Source organism: Pseudomonas sp. KH_050 (assembly GCF_057838875.1).
This window is the reverse complement of the sequence record NZ_CM174478.1, coordinates 2,466,375-2,482,483: the sequence shown is the minus strand read 5'-3', so window position 1 is coordinate 2,482,483 and position 16,109 is coordinate 2,466,375. Positions and strand designations below refer to the sequence as shown.

Genomic DNA, 16,109 nt, shown 5'->3' with positions numbered 1-16,109 from the left:
TCCCCTGTCTTGAGCAGGTTCCGATTAGATGAAGATGAGTGATCGTGCCGTCGACCGGGCATCAGGCTTTCAGGCTGATTACACAGTAACGCGCCTGACTCACGATAGCGGCCTACTGCCTTTACGCAACGGAATACTCCAGTCCTTTGCCTGCAAGCCCAAGGACCGGGATACATGACTGGCAATGCGTGCCGCCGCGGACTCGATAGCGTCCGCCCTGCTCTGCCGGAGTATCCGGTGCGAGGGTGGTCTTGAATGAGGTGCAACTTTGGCTTATCGGTCATCTTCGATACTTTGAGGCCGCAGTTTGTACGAGCTGAACCAAGTCCGGGAGCGCACGCTTATCTACCCGTATGGTTTTATTCCCCCAGTTTTCGACCCAGACAGATAGCAGAACAAAACTCGTGTCCGCTTTGTCCTCAACAAAACCTATCCAGTTATCTTTGCTCGTTTCTAACTTATCCATGCTCGGAAGCCCTATTGAGAGTTAAAAAGGATATTACGCCGCAATCCGTGCCCGCACGGCAAACTCACGTTCCCGCCATGAGATTTGAGTCCGGCCCACGGTAACAACTGGAGAGAGCATCAGCGATAATCTTTAACGTAACGCTCATAGCTCCGACTGGGTCACCATTGAATTCGCATCAGTTCCGCTGAACAACTCCTTCAATTTCTATTCGTTTTACTTTGTGACGAAACCGCCCCTCCTCCCGCTTTCGACTCCCCAACCACTGACTCACCCGTTAACTTTCCGACAAAGAATTGTTTCCTGGCCTTAACATAAAACAAGGACTCTTTACGATCTTTGTAGAAGCGCTCATCCAAGCCAGAGAGATCTTTATTACGATCATCGCCAACTTTTGAAAGTCTCTCCTCTAAATCTGGCCCATTCGCAAACGGAACGAGCAAAACACCATGCTTGCCAGGAAACCCGATTATAACCTCATCCAAACTATCTTTACTCGCCGCAACAGCATGATCAACTTGTATCGCTTGATATTTTTTTGGAACCGCAACCAAAATTTCAGTCTCTAACCACTCGCCAGGCTCTAAAACATTAGTGGAATAATTAACCTGGCCGAAATGAATGCCACGCAATACACCTGCACGCGGACCATAGCCTGATCTTACATCAACAAGATCTTGAAGGTTTCCCTTCCTTACAATCTCCTCCCAATTTTTGTAAAAAATATAGTTAACGGCCTCATCTCCTATTCGGTTTTTTTCACTGAGCGTTTTTCTTGCGAGCACATCCTCCACTAAAACGGCCCTTATCCTTTTTGACTCCGCCGCCTCTTCAACAGTTATCAAGTTATCTTTTTCGCTAAGATCGGTAAACCTGAACGCTCGCACATAGAAATAAGAAGCGGGTATATACAGCCTTCTCTTTCCAGTATTTGCCTGCTTAAACAACACGCTCCAAATATTTGCCTCGTCGGTCTCCCCCTTTGGACTAGCGCTAATTTGAACCTCCAGATTCCCTTTATCAAATCTTGGCAAAATAAAGTCTGGATATACAAAGGTAAGCACCGCCCAAATCGCAGCGACGACAGCGCTACCAGCGACGGCAAAAAACTTCAACAACAATCCATGCCTGATTATAAATAATTTCAACCCGGTCACGAACCATCCCTTTCATAATAAAAAACAACTTAGACTTCCACATGCAATTAAGCAGCATGCTGATTATCTTTTGGTATAGCACAGCCAAAAAATACTTCAATCCCGCTCAATGAACAGGCGCTTTGCATTCTGCGTGGTCACCTCCAGGTAAGGGAGAAAACCCGCCCCTCGTTGAAATATAGCGACAAGGTGACGTCTCACCTTGGCGATAGACGCCCCCTTCGTTTTCGCTGCTCGAGTGCAGCTGCAATACCAGCCAGTAAAATCGCAAGGGTGTATGCAAAAAGGCCTAGGTTCACCCCCAGAATCATTTTCTCTGAGCCATCAGTGAGGGTCATCGAACCGCCATAAGAGTTCCGAAGCCAATAAGCCATCAAGAAGCCGCCAGTAACGAACAAGGTCAAAAGACTGGAGAGACGTAGATTGCCCTTGAACCACACTAGCCAAAGACTAAATACACCCATCGCTGTATTGGTGAAAAGCTGCCAGACCTCATGGAGCCGTGCATGGGGTTCCCAAGCCTGGTTGAAAACATGGGTCCCATTGATCTCTAGCACTGGTACAACGACGGCGTAGAAAGCAATCCCGATAGTCACGAGTAGCTTCGCTATCATTTGGAACCTCCCTGTTTTCAGTAGCGCAAACTGACCGGCCATCCAGCCTGGATGGCACGCTGCGCCCTGACAACCACCGACTGACCCTGCACATGACTGGCAACATGTGCCGCCGCGGGCCGGACAGAAGATCATAGAGGCAGTGATGGCGGCAGCTTAAACCAGGATCAGAACGCTCGCCTGCTGCGAATCAATAATCGGGATCAATCCTGAGCCCTGTTGGTGTGCAAGCCAGGTCCGAGTCAGTTTCACGTCGAAGCGCCAGCCGTGGGTTTGCATCCACACAAGCGCTGTATGGGTGACTCGATAGCGTCCGCACTTCGGACACTCTCTTTCCTGGTAATCATCACCGACATCGACATGTGAAGCAGGTTCGTCGCAAATCAAGCACGTCATGACCTTCTCCTTTTGGCTGATCGCTCAACTGTAGTCGATCCCGGCGAGGTATCCAGATGCCCACAGAAAACAAAACCATTGCCCGGCAACGCATGCAACGCACGCTTTCAGCGACTTCGAAATGATGGTCACGGCAGAGGTTGGAGGCTGGTTTTGATGGCAGTGACCACACGGTTACGGCCTTGGTGTTTAGCGTGATACAGGCGTTGATCGGCTACGCGCAGAATGGCCTCTATGGTGTCGCCGTCGCGGCCGGATTGCGATATGCCGATGCTCACTGTGACCACGGTTAACCGCTGCAGGCCGTTAAACGAAGTATCTGCAACAGTGCTTCGCAGACGCTCGGCGATCAGGTGCGCGCCTTCGAGTGAAGTCTGAGGTAGCAGTATCATGAATTCTTCCCCGCCCACTCGGGCTACGCCGTCATACGGCCGGATCGAATCGAGGCATTTCTGCACGAAGCTCTTCAGGATGTCATCGCCAACCTGATGGCCGAAGCGATCGTTGATGGCCTTGAAATTATCCAGATCGAGTGCCAGCACGGAGAACGGCGCACCGCCGCGCGCGGTCCGGCCAATTTCGACTTCGAGCCGCTCCATGAACCGACGCCGATTATCAGCGCCGGTCAGTGGATCAGTCGCCGCAAGGTGCCCGAGTTCTTGATTGGTGCGCTGGAGTTCCTGCAGGGCGCCCTCGGTGTACGCCATCGCTTCGGCAAGACGTACCATCAGCTCCTCTTGGCTGTAAATCTTCGAGAACGACCGCGTGGTGAGAAACGCTTGCACTACCCCATAGCTCAACAGGAAGAATCCAGCGGCGAAAATCGCATGAGCGAGCCACCACATGTGGTTCCACGGACGCGCAAGAATGAAGGCCAGAGATGACAACGCGAACGCGGTGACCGAGATGACAAAAATCATCATCAGCGGCGATCGGATACGGCGCAGCAGGAGCATTGCCACGGTCAATGTGGAAAGCACGAGGGCGCCCCCTTCCATCGAGAGGCGCACCGCGAGATGACCGGCGATCGGCGAATTCGCGACGTACGCCACTGCCAGGTCAACCAGCAGGAACAGTCCTATCCAGGTCAACCACGGGCGGACCTTCATTCGTTGGTCCGCGGCATCAGGTGGGCGGTGGTACGACAGCATTCCGACTAACAGCAGAATCGACATGACCAGTCGAGAGGCCGGTCCATAAAGCAGGAAGAGCCAGATATTATGGTGTGCTTGCCCGGTGAACACTCCATGCAATGCGTAGATCAGCACAAAACCGAGAAAGCCAAGGGTCATCCAGCGCAGCAGCGGGTCTCCCGATGACTGATAGCAGCGCCACGTTACGTAAGTAATAAACAAGCCTGCCAAGGTGGCTGCCGTGATCGCAATGATATGGAACGCGTGGTGCTCGAATATTAGGGTGGGGTCCTGAAAGAAGTACAAGTAGCCAATCAGATAGGCCGGCACAAGCGCAAATCCTGCGAGCAGCAAGCAGGCATACACCTTGATCATGAAACGGACAGCTTCAGGTGGCTCGCCGGTGGCGATGAAATTGGTCATGGTTCCCTCCAGGTTTAAATCCATTTTTGCCGACACCGGTCCGGTGTTGGCTCCAAAGCCGCAACCATGCCAACGGTCCCCTCGCACCATCACCTGAATTTGTGACGAACCGACATATGGCATTTCAATCTTAGACTCCCCGCCAGTTTCTGCTGCACAAGCAGATAAAAATGTTCACGCGAGCACAATTGACTCATAACGAATGTCAGCTGGATGACGTTGCCGGACGCCTAGGTTGCGAAAGCCGTAAGCACTCCCTTTCGCTTGGTGATCGGCGCAGGAATTCAATTCATATGAATGCTCAAGCGAGCAGGACTTATTCGTCAGGATTGCTAAATCCCCAGCTCACGGAGGAGGCGCACCATCGCAGTGCCCGTTGTTGGCGACAAACAGTTTCCTCGACTAGGGTCTCTACCGCATCGAACTGCGCCTGCTTTGTTGGCGGGTGCCTTATCAGGGGGAGATAGATGACATCCATTCGTGAGCAAACCTATCGCGCTTGGTCTAGCCCAATCTTGCTTGCGCTTAAAGAGAGAGAGCATCAGCTGGACCCCTCGGATCGCCAGGCACTTCGAAATGTCCTGGCGGAGAGACGGCTGCTGGATACCGGCAACCCTTGTGGCGAAGATCGGCGCAACACTGATCCGGCTAAAAACGACAGACATCAATAACTGCCGCCAACTCAAGCTGATCACCGATTCGCTGCCGGCGCTCGGCCAGCAGCGCCCTTACTTTCACCACTCACCTATTGCGCTGAACTTAGAGGCAGGCGCGCAATGTCAGCTTGGGCCATTTCAATCTCGGCGATGGCATTCTGAGCGTGGTCTTCCTTCACCCACTTCATGTCCGGGTCTCCGATTATTGCGCCAATGGATTGTCTGCACAGTTCATCAACATCAAGCCCGTGATTTCTGGCGATAGCCATCACCGTTTTCAACGCTATCTCAAGCGCAACCACTCGATCTTCGCTCATGACGCATACCTCTCTGTGGAACGTTAAGCGTAGTTCAACCCTTCATTTCGACGAGTCATGCCAACCGACGAGGATCGGACGACATCCGGATGACCGCCGGCCTCACCTTTTGTCGCAAGCCGATTGACTGACGGGGGGCCTTTGGAGCCCAGTAACCAGCGGGCTAACGCAGATCAACGGAAGAACAAGCCATGTCGAGAATAACGGTAATATCCGGTGACTTTCTGGCAGGTGATGCCGAGTTTAAATCGGGAATGTTCACTCTAAAGACCGTGCTGACACCTTCTCGCGAATTAACGATACCCCTTTCAAAACTGCAGACCCTGGAAACAGCAACCGAAGAAGTCGTAAACAAGAAAGGCAGCGTTATTCGATGGAGCCTGGCGGGAGCATTGCTTTTGGGGCCGATTGGACTGGTTGCGGGTTGGTTGCTCTGTGATAGAGAAAAGGAAATAACCTTCTACGCAAAATTCAAGGATGGCCGCTGCCTGCTTGCCACAACTGATATCGACACTTACTCCAAAATCTCTGGTTCTCCCCTCAAGTAACACCGCTCTCCCTGCCCTTTCAACCACAGGGCTTTTTCGTTTCCGGGGTTTAGGTTTTGGACGCTGCAGGCCATGCACTCCATCACCCAACTTTTTTTCACCCTTTCTCAAGCGTTCCGTCACCCGTCCATTGATTCTGCTCCAGCCGCGGAGCACACTCGCACCAGCTGAAGGAACCAGCGCCCCAGACAGACAGCCCGACTCGCGCGGGCTTTTTGTTGCCTGCCTCATTCCCAAATGCGCTAACTCCTGCAGCCTCGGCTCGGAGGATATTTGGCGCGCCCTGCAGAACTCGACTTTAATTTCATTGATGCACCCAGGAGCCGCTTTACCTCACTCGCTACCGGGAGCCTTGCCATGAACAAATCTCTGTTCGCGCTGGTCGCCGTGTTATCCGCGTTGGTAGGTTGCACCACTGACTCACACGTCTATCGTAATCAGCCGCTGGTGGCCAAGGTCGAGACCGGCATGAGCAAGGATCAGGTTCTGGCCATCGGCGGAAAGCCTTTATCCATAACCGAGCGCACAGTGGTGCCCGGCACCTGCTTTGACTATGTGTTTACTCAAGACGGCCATAAGCAGCCTTTCAATGTCAGCTTCGATGGATTTGGCAAAGTGGATCACACGAGCTTTATCAGCTGTGCGCAATGGAGCCGGGCGCAGCAAAAATCCAGAGAGCCATCCAGCAACAGCGGGGGCATGGGCGGCATGGGCGGTGGAGGCTATTAGCCTATGTCGACCCCTATCGGGCCGCGTCAATTGCGTGACCGTGGAGTCGACATAGATCCAGGCGCCGCTGGCGGTTGCGATGCCTCATCGAGGTCGGCGAACAGCCCTCACCTTCCCGCTGTTTCCACCGCCGCAGAAGAACTGATCGCCACCATCGGACTCGAGCCCCGACACACTCACCCCAGGCGGCATCTCGAGGCTCTCCAGCACCTCTCCGGTTCGCACGTCGACTCGCCGCAAATCACTCTGGTCGCCTTCCCAGGTGCCGTGCCAGAGTTCTCCGTCGACCCAGGTGACACCGGTCACGAAGCGGTTGGACTCGATGGTGCGAAGAATCGCCCCGGTCCGGGGATCGATCTGATGAATCTTCCGGTCCCGGTACTGGCCCACCCAGAGCGTCCCTTCGGCCCACGTGAGCCCCGAGTCACTGCCGCCACCGGGTGCGGGGATCGTCGCGAGCACACGACCGGTTTGCGGATCGATCTTCTGGATGCGGTCCTCGGCGATCTGGAACAGGTGCTGGCCGTCGAAGGCCGTTCCTGCATGGGCAGCGACATCGATCGAACGTAGCGTCCTGCCGGTCGCCGGATCGAGGGCGTTGAGTTTGTCTGCGCAGGCAAACCAGACGTGTTGACCGTCATAGGTGACGCCATGCACGGCGTCGACCCCCGGAAAGGGTCCGTACTCACGGATGATTTCAGCAGGTGATTGCTTCATGATTTTGTCCTCATCACTGGGTGGTGAAGTGATCCTAGTCACTCGGTAGTAGCGCCGTGAGTAACAAAGTCGTCGCGAATCCCGGTACCGGCGGGGTCATCCAGCGACGCGCTCGCCCGCGACCATACGACTGCACCTTGCCCGCGGCCGCCAGCGAGTCAAGTGCCCGCTGCACGGTGCGCTGACTGGCGCCAAGCGCCAGCGCCAGGGCCGAGCTCGACCACGACTCACCATCGACGAGGAAAGCCAGCAGCGCCGCATGCTGCTCTTCGATGGGCGGCGCCAGCACAACGGCCTCCCGTGCGCAGCGCGGCACCAGGGCAAACCCTCGCTGGGTCGCGGTCACGCCGGCCAGCGTGCGAAGCGCCACTCGCAGCCGTCCGACTTCGACTCGCAACCGCGCGCGATGGGACTCATCGGCAAGCTTCAAACGAAAGGCTCGCGCAATGAGCGTCTCCCTCGGCACGTCCGCGGGCCACGCTTCGCCCAGCGCGCGGGCGAGCGCGAAGAGCACTGGACGCCTTGCCAGCGAGACCAGGGTGTCCGTATCCCGCACGACATGACGGCACGCGTCGACCACGAGCGCGTTTGACGCCAGTAACGCTTCAACTTCGTCGAGCAGGAGCAGCCGCTCCTCGCCACGGGCAATCAGGCGCGCCGCGGGGGTGTTCAGCACAAGGAATGCGCTTTCAACCTCGGCTGTCAGCGCCGGGATACCGGCCTGGTGCGCGGCGTGCGCGGCCCGAGCGAGTGCAGCCCGCGCCGTCCTGGTCCGCAGGCGGCGCATCGCGATCCCCGCGACGACCAGTTCGTAGGCTGCCCTCGACGCAGGCGGCAAAGACCTGGGGTCGAGCCCGGCGAGCCGGTGCTCGGCCTCGTCAACGTGTCCGATCAGCAACAAGCGGCGGATCTCAAGATACCTTGCATAGGCAGCATTGACCCGGTCGCCGTGCGCCTCGAGCGTCGCCCGCGCTGCGTCGAGCGCCTGCGCCGGCCAGCCCAGGTCACGCGAGGCGAGCGCGATCTCGGCCTCGGCGACGACACACCGCGCGCGCGCCACGGGCTCCTTTGAACCAAAGGCACGCGCCGCGCTTTGCACCAGAGCCTTGGCTCGAACCAGATCGCCGAGCTGCGCCATGGCGATGCCTCGAATGGCGAGCGCAGGTGCATCGTCACGCAAGGCGACCCGGTTCAGTGCGCCAAGAGGATCACCCGCCGCGAGCGCGCGCGCCGCGGCCGTGATCAGCGAGTCCATCTGAATCCCGCCACACGTGTCACTCCCAGCGTCCGGTGCCCGCTGTTTAGTCTATCTCACGACCTGCAAACAGCCCGTCGTATCGGGCATTGTCCGCGCCCGACAGCGACTTCACCTTCGACTTCAACGTCTCGTTCACCGAGGAGCAACAGCGCGAGGATTGTGTGCACCCAGCCCCATTGCGGGTGTACCCGGTCGGCGCGTAGGAGCTGCCGCCAGGCTGCGATCTTTTCGGGGGCGCCGCGAAGGCAGGATCAAAAGATCGCAGCCTGCGGCAGCTCCTACGGGGGATTGTGTGCACCCGGCCCATTGCGGGGGTACCCGGTCGGCGCGTAGGAGCTGCCGCCAGGCTGCGATCTTTTCGGGGGCGCCGCAAATGCCGGATCAAAAGATCGCAGCCTGCGGCAGCTCCTACGGGGGATTGTGTGCACCCAGCCCCATTGCGGGGGTACCCGGTCGGCGCGTAGGAGCTGCCGCCAGGCTGCGATCTTTTCGGGGGCGCCGCAAATGCCGGATCAAAAGATCGCAGCCTGCGGCAGCTCCTACCGGGGGGATTGTGTGCACCCGGCCCATTGCGGGGGTACCCGGTCGGCGCGTAGGAGCTGCCGCCAGGCTGCGATCTTTTCGGGGGCGCCGCGAAGGCCGGATCAAAAGATCGCAGCCTGCGGCAGCTCCTACCGGGGATTACACCGGAGAGATCGTGGCAAGGGCACCAATCAAGATGGTTAACACCAGAAATCCACCCAGGAAAATTGCCATCTTAGCCATTTGGACTCCTACATTTTAAGTTTGCGGTGCAGTGAAATGTGTTCACCTCAGGCGCCGCGTGGTCGGCCGGGGCCGGTAAGTCATTGTGGGACGAATGCTGGTTTCGTTACAGACGCAGATTCCAAAGGAAAATACGGATCAGCGCTACAGACAAGGCTGCTTCGCACCCCAACGGGAGCAAGCTCCCTCGCCACAAAGGCATGCCAGCCCGAAGAGTTGCATAGCCAATATGGAGTCCCAGCCACAAAAAAGCCCGCTGAGCCATTAACGGTTCAGCGGGCTTTTTACTGCGGATCAGATAACCCGCACGCCCCACCAAAAATCTGACAGGGCTTCTTTTTACAGAGCCATATCACTCACAGCGCTCTCTTTCTGCGCCTTGGCCTTCTCAGTCGCAGGAGCAGCAAGAGCAGGAGCAGCCATCTGACCAATCACCGGCGGTGTATCCAGCTGCAGAACCTTGGCGGTATACGCCCACTCCTGAGCAACACGCTCAGGACTGCCGTTCAGCTGAGTACCGTAGCTAGGCACGATCTGATGCAGCTTCGCCTGCCAGGCAGGGCTCGCAACCTTGTCCTTGAAGACCTTTTCAAGCACGGTCAGCATGATCGGCGCAGCGGTCGACGCGCCTGGCGATGCACCCAGCAGGCCAGCAATGGTGCCGTCCTGAGAGCTGACGACTTCGGTGCCCAACTTCAGGACGCCGCCCTTCTCTTCGTCGCGCTTGATGATCTGCACGCGCTGGCCGGCTTGCCACAGGCGCCAGTCTTCAGCCTTGGCGTTCGGGAAGTACTCCTTAAGAGCATTCAGGCGGTCTTCGTCCGACAGCATCAACTGGCCGGCCAGGTATTCAACCAGTGGGTACTGCTCGATGCCCACTTTGGTCATTGGCCAGGCGTTGTGCAGCGTGGTGCTGGTCAGCAGGTCGAAGTACGAGCCTTCTTTCAGGAACTTGGTGGAGAAGGTCGCGAATGGGCCAAACAGGATTACCCGCTTGCCATCCAGCACGCGGGTGTCCAGGTGAGGAACCGACATCGGCGGTGCGCCAACCGACGCCTTGCCGTAGGCCTTGGCCAGATGCTGCTCGGCGATCGTCGGGTTCTCGGTCACCAGGAACGAGCCGCCAACAGGGAAACCGGCGTATTCCTTGGCTTCAGGAATACCCGACTTTTGCAGCAGATGCAGTGCACCGCCGCCTGCGCCGATGAACAGGAACTTGGCGTCGGTCTCGGTTTCTGTACCGTCTTTCAAGTTCTTGTAAGTGACGCGCCACGAGCCATCTTTATTGCGCGTGATGTCTTGCACTTCGCTCGACAGCTTCAAGGAGAAGTTCGGTTTGGTTTGCAGGTGCCCAACGAACTGGCGAGTGATCTCACCAAAGTTCACGTCGGTACCAAGCGGAGTCCAGGTAGCCGCGACCTTTTGAGCCGGGTCACGCCCTTCCATCATCAGCGGCACCCATTTCTTGATCTGCGCCGGGTCTTCCGAGTACTGCATGCCGGCGAACAGCGGGCTCGCCTGCAGGGCTTCGTAACGCTTTTTCAGGAACTTGATGTTGTCATCGCCCCACACAAAGCTCATGTGCGGTGTGGAGTTGATGAACGAACGCGGGTTCTTCAGAACACCGTTCTCAACCTGCCAGGCCCAGAATTGACGGGAAATCTGAAAGGCTTCGTTGATCTCGATGGCTTTCGGGATCTCGACCTTGCCGTTCTTGTCTTCCGGGGTGTAGTTCAGCTCCGCCAATGCAGAGTGCCCGGTGCCGGCATTGTTCCAGCCGTTCGAGCTTTCCTGGGCGACGCCATCAAGGCGTTCGACCATTTCCATCGACCAATCGGGTTCCAGCTCATTGAGCCAGACACCCAGGGTCGAACTCATGATGCCGCCACCAATGAGCAGCACATCGACTTTCTTGGCCTCAGCCGCGTACGCACCGCTGAGCCCCATCGACAAAGCCAGCCCTAGCAAGGCCGTGTTCACTTTTCTAAACATTTGTAGCACCTATGATAAAACGCCATCCGCCCCCCAACCTCATTCATGAGGCCTGCTGATTCACGGCACGCAGGCAGCCTGCCGTGGTTCCCGCATTCATAAGGACTGGAGGGTGAGCACACAAGGCCGACATGACACTATCGACCTCACTTTTATGTCCTTCCTGCGCTGACTTCTTATCATTGTTGGCTTCAGCTACTTGAGTGACATGAATTCTATTGGTATGTGGCCGGGTGCTGGAAATGCCCAGGTCCGACCCGCTTGGCGCACAGAATATCACGCCCCGCTCTACCCGCGCGGGGGACCCGGCCCGACTGCGGCCAGCGCGCTTCAAAGAACCCGACTATGTTTTGGATAGCGCGCAGTAAAAATAGCCCCCTGACGCAGCGAGTCTGAATGCGCTATCTAGTTATCATTGGCATAATCGTCGTCATTATTATCCTTGGCGTGGCCCTGTACGGCTGGTATCAACATCTACGGGACCATGAAGAATAGGCCTGCTCCCCTCATGCTTTCCCCCGCCGTTTCGGATTGATCGAGGGGTGGCACTCAAGGGTGGACAGCTCCAGCAACGTGAAGTGGCCGCCCATGCAAACACCGGTATCGATGTAGTAGACGTTCCCCAGTACGACAGGCCGGGGCACCACTGTATGTCCGACAATGACTGCCCGGATGCCGCTGACACCCTCGCGATCTTCATTGGTGATGCGTCTGCGCGACCACAGGCACATGGCAGCCACGTGCTCGGCCTCGGTGTCCTCATCCGCAAGCGCCTCAATCAGATCGCTCCAGCTCCCGCGGGGCACATCGGCGTGGACAATCCCTACCGGACCGCCCGCGGTCTCCACCTCGATCACCAGTGGCAGCTCTGCGAAAAGGTTTGCGTAACAGGCCTGTTCGACACGCGAAAGCCCATAGAACCATGTACCGCCATTGATGAAATGCATTGCGCATTGATCACTGACTCGCCCCGCCTTGTACGAGTCGATCGTCATCTGCTCATGGTTCCCGCGAACCGCATGGAACCAGGGCTTGCGCAGAAGCCAGGCATCGGCATCAAGTGACTCGGGGCCGCGATCAACCAGATCGCCAACGCTGAACAAGCGATCGACGACCGGATCGAAGCCGACGGCATCAAGCGCCGCCTGCAGCCTGGTGAAATAGCCGTGGATGTCGCCTACCGCGAAATCACGGCCAGCGGAGTTGATGTTGTAGCGCTGAACTTCGTTCACGCTGACTCCCGTCACTCACCAAAATATCGAGGGTGCCCATGACGCACTCGGCATGGCCCCCTTTTTAATTTTGGTTTGCTTACCTCAGCGTAGCTCGCCAACTGATCGGCGGCACCCGGCACCCGGCACCCGGCACGCCCCGCTCACGGTCAATCCGGGTTCAGTAGCGCCTCGCGCAACAACCTGGCTGCCGGTGAGTCGGGGGCGCCCTTGCGTGAGACGAGTTCATAGGGTTCGCTGCGCGAGGTGATCAGCAGTGGCAAGGTGACGGTGAAACCCTGGCCTGAGCAAAAATCCGCCACGTCGGTCGATACCAGCGCCACGAAGGTCGGATTTTTCTGCAGCAACGACAAGGTCGCGAAGGCCGATGTGGTCTCCAGCAAATGCCCGGGGAATCGCAACCCGGCTTCATGGAACTCCCGCTCCAGCAGCAGGCGCATTGGCATGTTGGCGCGATACACGACCCAGCGATAATCAACCAGGTCTTCCAGGGTCAGGCGCCTGGCGAAAGCGAAAGGATGTTGGGTGCTGGCGATCACCGCCAGGGTTTCTTCGGCGAACGCTGCAGTCTCATACAGATAAGGGGTGTTGCTGATTGTTGTGCGACAGATCGCCAGGTCGAGCCTGCCGGCATCCAGCTGGCTCAGCAGGGCGGCGCTGGTTTCTTCGACGATTTCGACCGACATCTGCGGGTTATCGGCAATCACCTTGCTGATCGCGGTCGTCAGCAAGGGTACGGCGCCCATGATGGTGCCCACCGACACGCGTCCACCCTGCCCGCTCATGATTCCAATGATTTCTTCACGCAGATGCGCCAGGTCGGTCTGTATCAACCGTGCGTAGCGAATCACCGAGCGACCGGCGTCGTTCGGTTCGAGCCCGCGATTGGTGCGCACGAACAACTGGCTGCCGAATGTCGTCTCAATCTCTTGCAGTGCCTTGCTGGCGCCAGGCTGAGTCAGCGCGACCTGTTTTGCGGCGCCGAGCAATGAGCCGTGCTCATCCAGGGCAATCAGCAGACGAAGCTGCTTCACATGCAGGCGGGAAATGATCGAGTTGAGTGAAGGTATCATCTGAGTTAACTAAAAGTTATAGAGGTATCGAAAGCTGCCAGTATCGAGCCTGCGCCAGACGCCCCTATAGTCGGCGCCAGAGCCAGGTAATGCAATGGGTTTGCGTAGAGGATCGGAATTTTTCCTTCGGCAGATCGATTGTGACAATAACAACCCTGTATAACCGCTGGTGAATCGCTGCCGCGCACAACTTCCCGCTGGCCTGTCCACCGTCGTTGGCGGCTCCGTGGCGTTCAAGGCGCATAGTGCCGCGGCTCGACCTCAGCCATAGGTAAATCCTGGAGGAGGAATTTGACGTCATCTTCCCGACTCCCCTAAAAGAACGCTACTCTCAGGCTCATGCAGGGATCAGCTTGCGATATCGTCGGGAAATACCTTTCCTGATGCTACCTTTCAGGGACAAGGCCAAGATGAAAGCGTCCAGCATTTACAAATGGTCTGCAATAGCCGCGACAACGCTTGTTCTTTTCACGGCCCTGGTGTTTTTGCTCATCAAGTCATACTCGTATGAAACGTCGACTTACTTTGAATCGCGGGATTTCGTTCGTCAACTCAAGCAGTTTGATGCCAACTGGAACATCAAGATTCTTAGAGCCAAAAGCGGCATGAACAATAATCTGCTGCTGGGAGCACCCGCCGAATCGAACAGTCGATGGGAGCAGTTGGAGAAACTCAATAATTCAGGAGCCCTCTCGGTTCTTTGGCAAGCTCGACGACAGGGTTATCTGGATGCCGTGCAAAACAAAACCCGACTGGCTGAGCAATTTCAACACCATAACAGGGCATTACGCACTGCTCTGGATGCCCTGCCGGTAGCGGAGGACGATATTCAGGCATTACTGGAGGATGCCAGGGATGAGCCGCAGCCAGACTATTTGAGCGTCTCCTCAACTGTCTTCGACCTTACATTGATCACCCTCAAATATGCCCTCTCGGTATCCGATGACAAAGCCGAAGAAATTGAACGTCAGCTGAAAAAGCTGACCGAACACATGAGCCAACTACCCGCCCGACTTCATCCACCGCTCAATACATTCATCGAGCATATAAACTCGATAGTCCGGGAACAGCCAATCGTTAATGACCTTGTTGATCGCATTAGTGTCATTCCTGTCGCACAACAGTTGGACAGCATTAATGAGTTATTGAACGAGACACAACGGCGAACGGGTGCGGCAGATCGCCAATATCATATTTACCTGGCCATATGTGCCAGTATTATGGCCCTGCTGCTTTTGTATCTGGCCGCCCGACTGATTCGAAGTTATGCATTAATCAACAAGATGAACAACGACTTGCAATCGGCAAATGAGAGGCTGGAACAGCGAGTGGAGGAGCGCACCCGTGAACTGATAGAAGCCGAGCATGAGCTCGTGGATGCCGCGCGGATGGCCGGCATGGCGGAGATCGCCAGCAATGTGCTGCACAACGTTGGCAATGTGCTGAACAGCGTGAACATCTCTGCTGACCTGGTCACTCGCAGATTGTCTGCCAGCAAAGCCCTCGGGCTTGGTAAAGCGGTGAAACTGATAAACGAGCATGCCGAAGACCTGGGGGAATTCATGACCCTCGACGAAAAAGGCAAGCTGCTTCCCCGTTACTTCAATCAACTGGTCGATGCCATCGCTACCGAGCAATCGGACATCATCGAGGAACTGGCGCAACTGAGCAAAAGCGTCGATCACATCAAGGATATCGTTTCCACCCAACAGGCCTATGCCGGCGCCGCCAGGCTGGTCGAGCCGTTAAAGGTCGTCGACCTGTTTGAAGATGCGTTGCGCATGAATTCCGGAGCCCTGAGTCGGCACCATGTCACCGTGACCAAGGATTACCAGGACACGCCAACCATCATCGGCGACAAGCACCGATTGCTATTGATCCTGATCAACCTGATCAGCAATGCCAAATATGCGATGTCCAAGGTCTCCGACCGTCAGCGAAGGATGACTCTGGGGGTCAGGATCATCGACAACGCAACGCTGCGCTTCAGCGTAAAAGACCAAGGCGAAGGGATCGCCGCCGAGAACAAGACCCGCATCTTTACCCATGGTTTCACCACTCGTAAAGAAGGTCATGGCTTTGGCCTGCACAGTTGTGCACTGGCTGCGGTGGAAATGAACGGGCACCTTGGCGTCCATAGCGATGGACCAGGCCTGGGTGCTGTTTTCACCCTGGAGATCCCGCTGGAGATTGCAGAATCATGATAGCGGTTTACCTGAAACGCTCTTCGCGATCTGCGCTGTTGTTTTTCTGAAATCTCCCATCGGATCAACCACTAGCGGTCATTTTTTAGCGTGGGATCTAACGAACCAGCAGAAGCACTGTCCTACACAGGGTCGGGCAAATACCCCCGCGCCCGCGCGAAAGGAGACAACAGTGCTGACTAGATTTTCAATGCTTGCCTTGGTTTTAACGGTCCTGGCGTCCTCGGGATGCGTCTACCACGATCACGACAGGGACTGGGATCGCGATCGAGGTGGTCGACATGATCACGACCACCGCCATAAAAAGGACCGGGACTCGTATGACCGACGGGATTCATATGACCGACGCGACGATGATCGCCGGGGAGACGACTACTATCGCCGAGGCTAGTGCTTTGAGGTTTGAGTCAAACCTGTTCAAGAAGCCCG

14 protein-coding genes are annotated in these 16,109 nt (G+C 56.6%); 4 read left to right on the top strand and 10 right to left on the bottom strand.

From position 1 onward, the window contains the following. Positions 1 to 666: 666 nt before the first annotated feature. The 4 genes from AC3IUA_RS11355 to AC3IUA_RS11340 all read right to left on the bottom strand — a co-directional run bounded on the left by AC3IUA_RS11355 (position 667) and on the right by AC3IUA_RS11340 (position 4,189). The gene (locus AC3IUA_RS11355; protein WP_489360923.1) at positions 667 to 1,623 is read right to left on the bottom strand and encodes a hypothetical protein; all 957 of its coding nucleotides are present in this window, start codon (positions 1,621 to 1,623) and stop codon (positions 667 to 669) included. Positions 1,624 to 1,820: 197 nt separating this feature from the next. Beyond that, a complete protein-coding gene (locus AC3IUA_RS11350; protein WP_489360922.1) occupies positions 1,821 to 2,237 on the bottom strand; it encodes a hypothetical protein in 417 nt (138 codons plus the stop codon). 156 nt (positions 2,238 to 2,393) lie between these two features. Then, positions 2,394 to 2,633: a hypothetical protein gene (locus tag AC3IUA_RS11345; protein ID WP_489360921.1), complete on the bottom strand. Its 240-nt coding sequence runs from the start codon at positions 2,631 to 2,633 to the stop codon at positions 2,394 to 2,396. Between the two features lie 128 nt (positions 2,634 to 2,761). Beyond that, positions 2,762 to 4,189, bottom strand: coding sequence for a sensor domain-containing diguanylate cyclase (locus AC3IUA_RS11340; RefSeq protein WP_489360920.1), 1,428 nt, complete (start codon positions 4,187 to 4,189; stop codon positions 2,762 to 2,764). Between the two features lie 467 nt (positions 4,190 to 4,656). Here AC3IUA_RS11340 and AC3IUA_RS11335 point away from each other — a divergent pair, with 467 nt between their 5' ends. Continuing rightward, on the top strand, positions 4,657 to 4,860 hold the full coding sequence (locus AC3IUA_RS11335) for a hypothetical protein (RefSeq protein ID WP_489360919.1): 204 nt from the start codon (positions 4,657 to 4,659) through the stop codon (positions 4,858 to 4,860). Between the two features lie 74 nt (positions 4,861 to 4,934). Here AC3IUA_RS11335 and AC3IUA_RS11330 read toward each other — a convergent pair whose 3' ends face one another. Further along, a complete protein-coding gene (locus AC3IUA_RS11330; RefSeq protein ID WP_489360918.1) occupies positions 4,935 to 5,162 on the bottom strand; it encodes a hypothetical protein in 228 nt (75 codons plus the stop codon). Between the two features lie 191 nt (positions 5,163 to 5,353). Here AC3IUA_RS11330 and AC3IUA_RS11325 point away from each other — a divergent pair, with 191 nt between their 5' ends. After that, positions 5,354 to 5,710 (top strand): hypothetical protein, encoded by a 357-nt coding sequence (locus tag AC3IUA_RS11325; protein ID WP_489360916.1) that lies wholly within the window; start codon positions 5,354 to 5,356, stop codon positions 5,708 to 5,710. Positions 5,711 to 6,067: 357 nt separating this feature from the next. Then, on the top strand, positions 6,068 to 6,439 hold the full coding sequence (gene osmE / locus AC3IUA_RS11320) for an osmotically-inducible lipoprotein OsmE (protein WP_489360915.1): 372 nt from the start codon (positions 6,068 to 6,070) through the stop codon (positions 6,437 to 6,439). An 84-nt stretch (positions 6,440 to 6,523) separates the two neighbouring features. Here the strand turns inward: osmE and AC3IUA_RS11315 are convergent, their stop codons facing one another. From AC3IUA_RS11315 to AC3IUA_RS11295, 5 genes are all read right to left on the bottom strand, one after another. Further along, the gene (locus tag AC3IUA_RS11315) at positions 6,524 to 7,156 is read right to left on the bottom strand and encodes a Vgb family protein (protein WP_489360914.1); all 633 of its coding nucleotides are present in this window, start codon (positions 7,154 to 7,156) and stop codon (positions 6,524 to 6,526) included. Between the two features lie 34 nt (positions 7,157 to 7,190). Beyond that, positions 7,191 to 8,411, bottom strand: coding sequence for a helix-turn-helix domain-containing protein (locus tag AC3IUA_RS11310; RefSeq protein WP_489360913.1), 1,221 nt, complete (start codon positions 8,409 to 8,411; stop codon positions 7,191 to 7,193). A 1,107-nt stretch (positions 8,412 to 9,518) separates the two neighbouring features. Next, a complete protein-coding gene (gene mqo, locus AC3IUA_RS11305) occupies positions 9,519 to 11,171 on the bottom strand; it encodes a malate dehydrogenase (quinone) (protein ID WP_489360912.1) in 1,653 nt (550 codons plus the stop codon). Between the two features lie 506 nt (positions 11,172 to 11,677). Next, a complete protein-coding gene (locus tag AC3IUA_RS11300) occupies positions 11,678 to 12,403 on the bottom strand; it encodes a metallophosphoesterase (protein WP_489360910.1) in 726 nt (241 codons plus the stop codon). A gap of 149 nt (positions 12,404 to 12,552) precedes the next feature. Beyond that, complete coding sequence (locus AC3IUA_RS11295) at positions 12,553 to 13,476, bottom strand: LysR family transcriptional regulator (protein ID WP_489360908.1); 924 nt, start codon at positions 13,474 to 13,476, stop codon at positions 12,553 to 12,555. Between the two features lie 410 nt (positions 13,477 to 13,886). Here AC3IUA_RS11295 and AC3IUA_RS11290 point away from each other — a divergent pair, with 410 nt between their 5' ends. Beyond that, entirely contained in the window at positions 13,887 to 15,680 is a 1,794-nt protein-coding gene (locus tag AC3IUA_RS11290) for a DAHL domain-containing protein (protein ID WP_489360906.1), read from the top strand. Positions 15,681 to 16,109 lie beyond the last annotated feature (429 nt).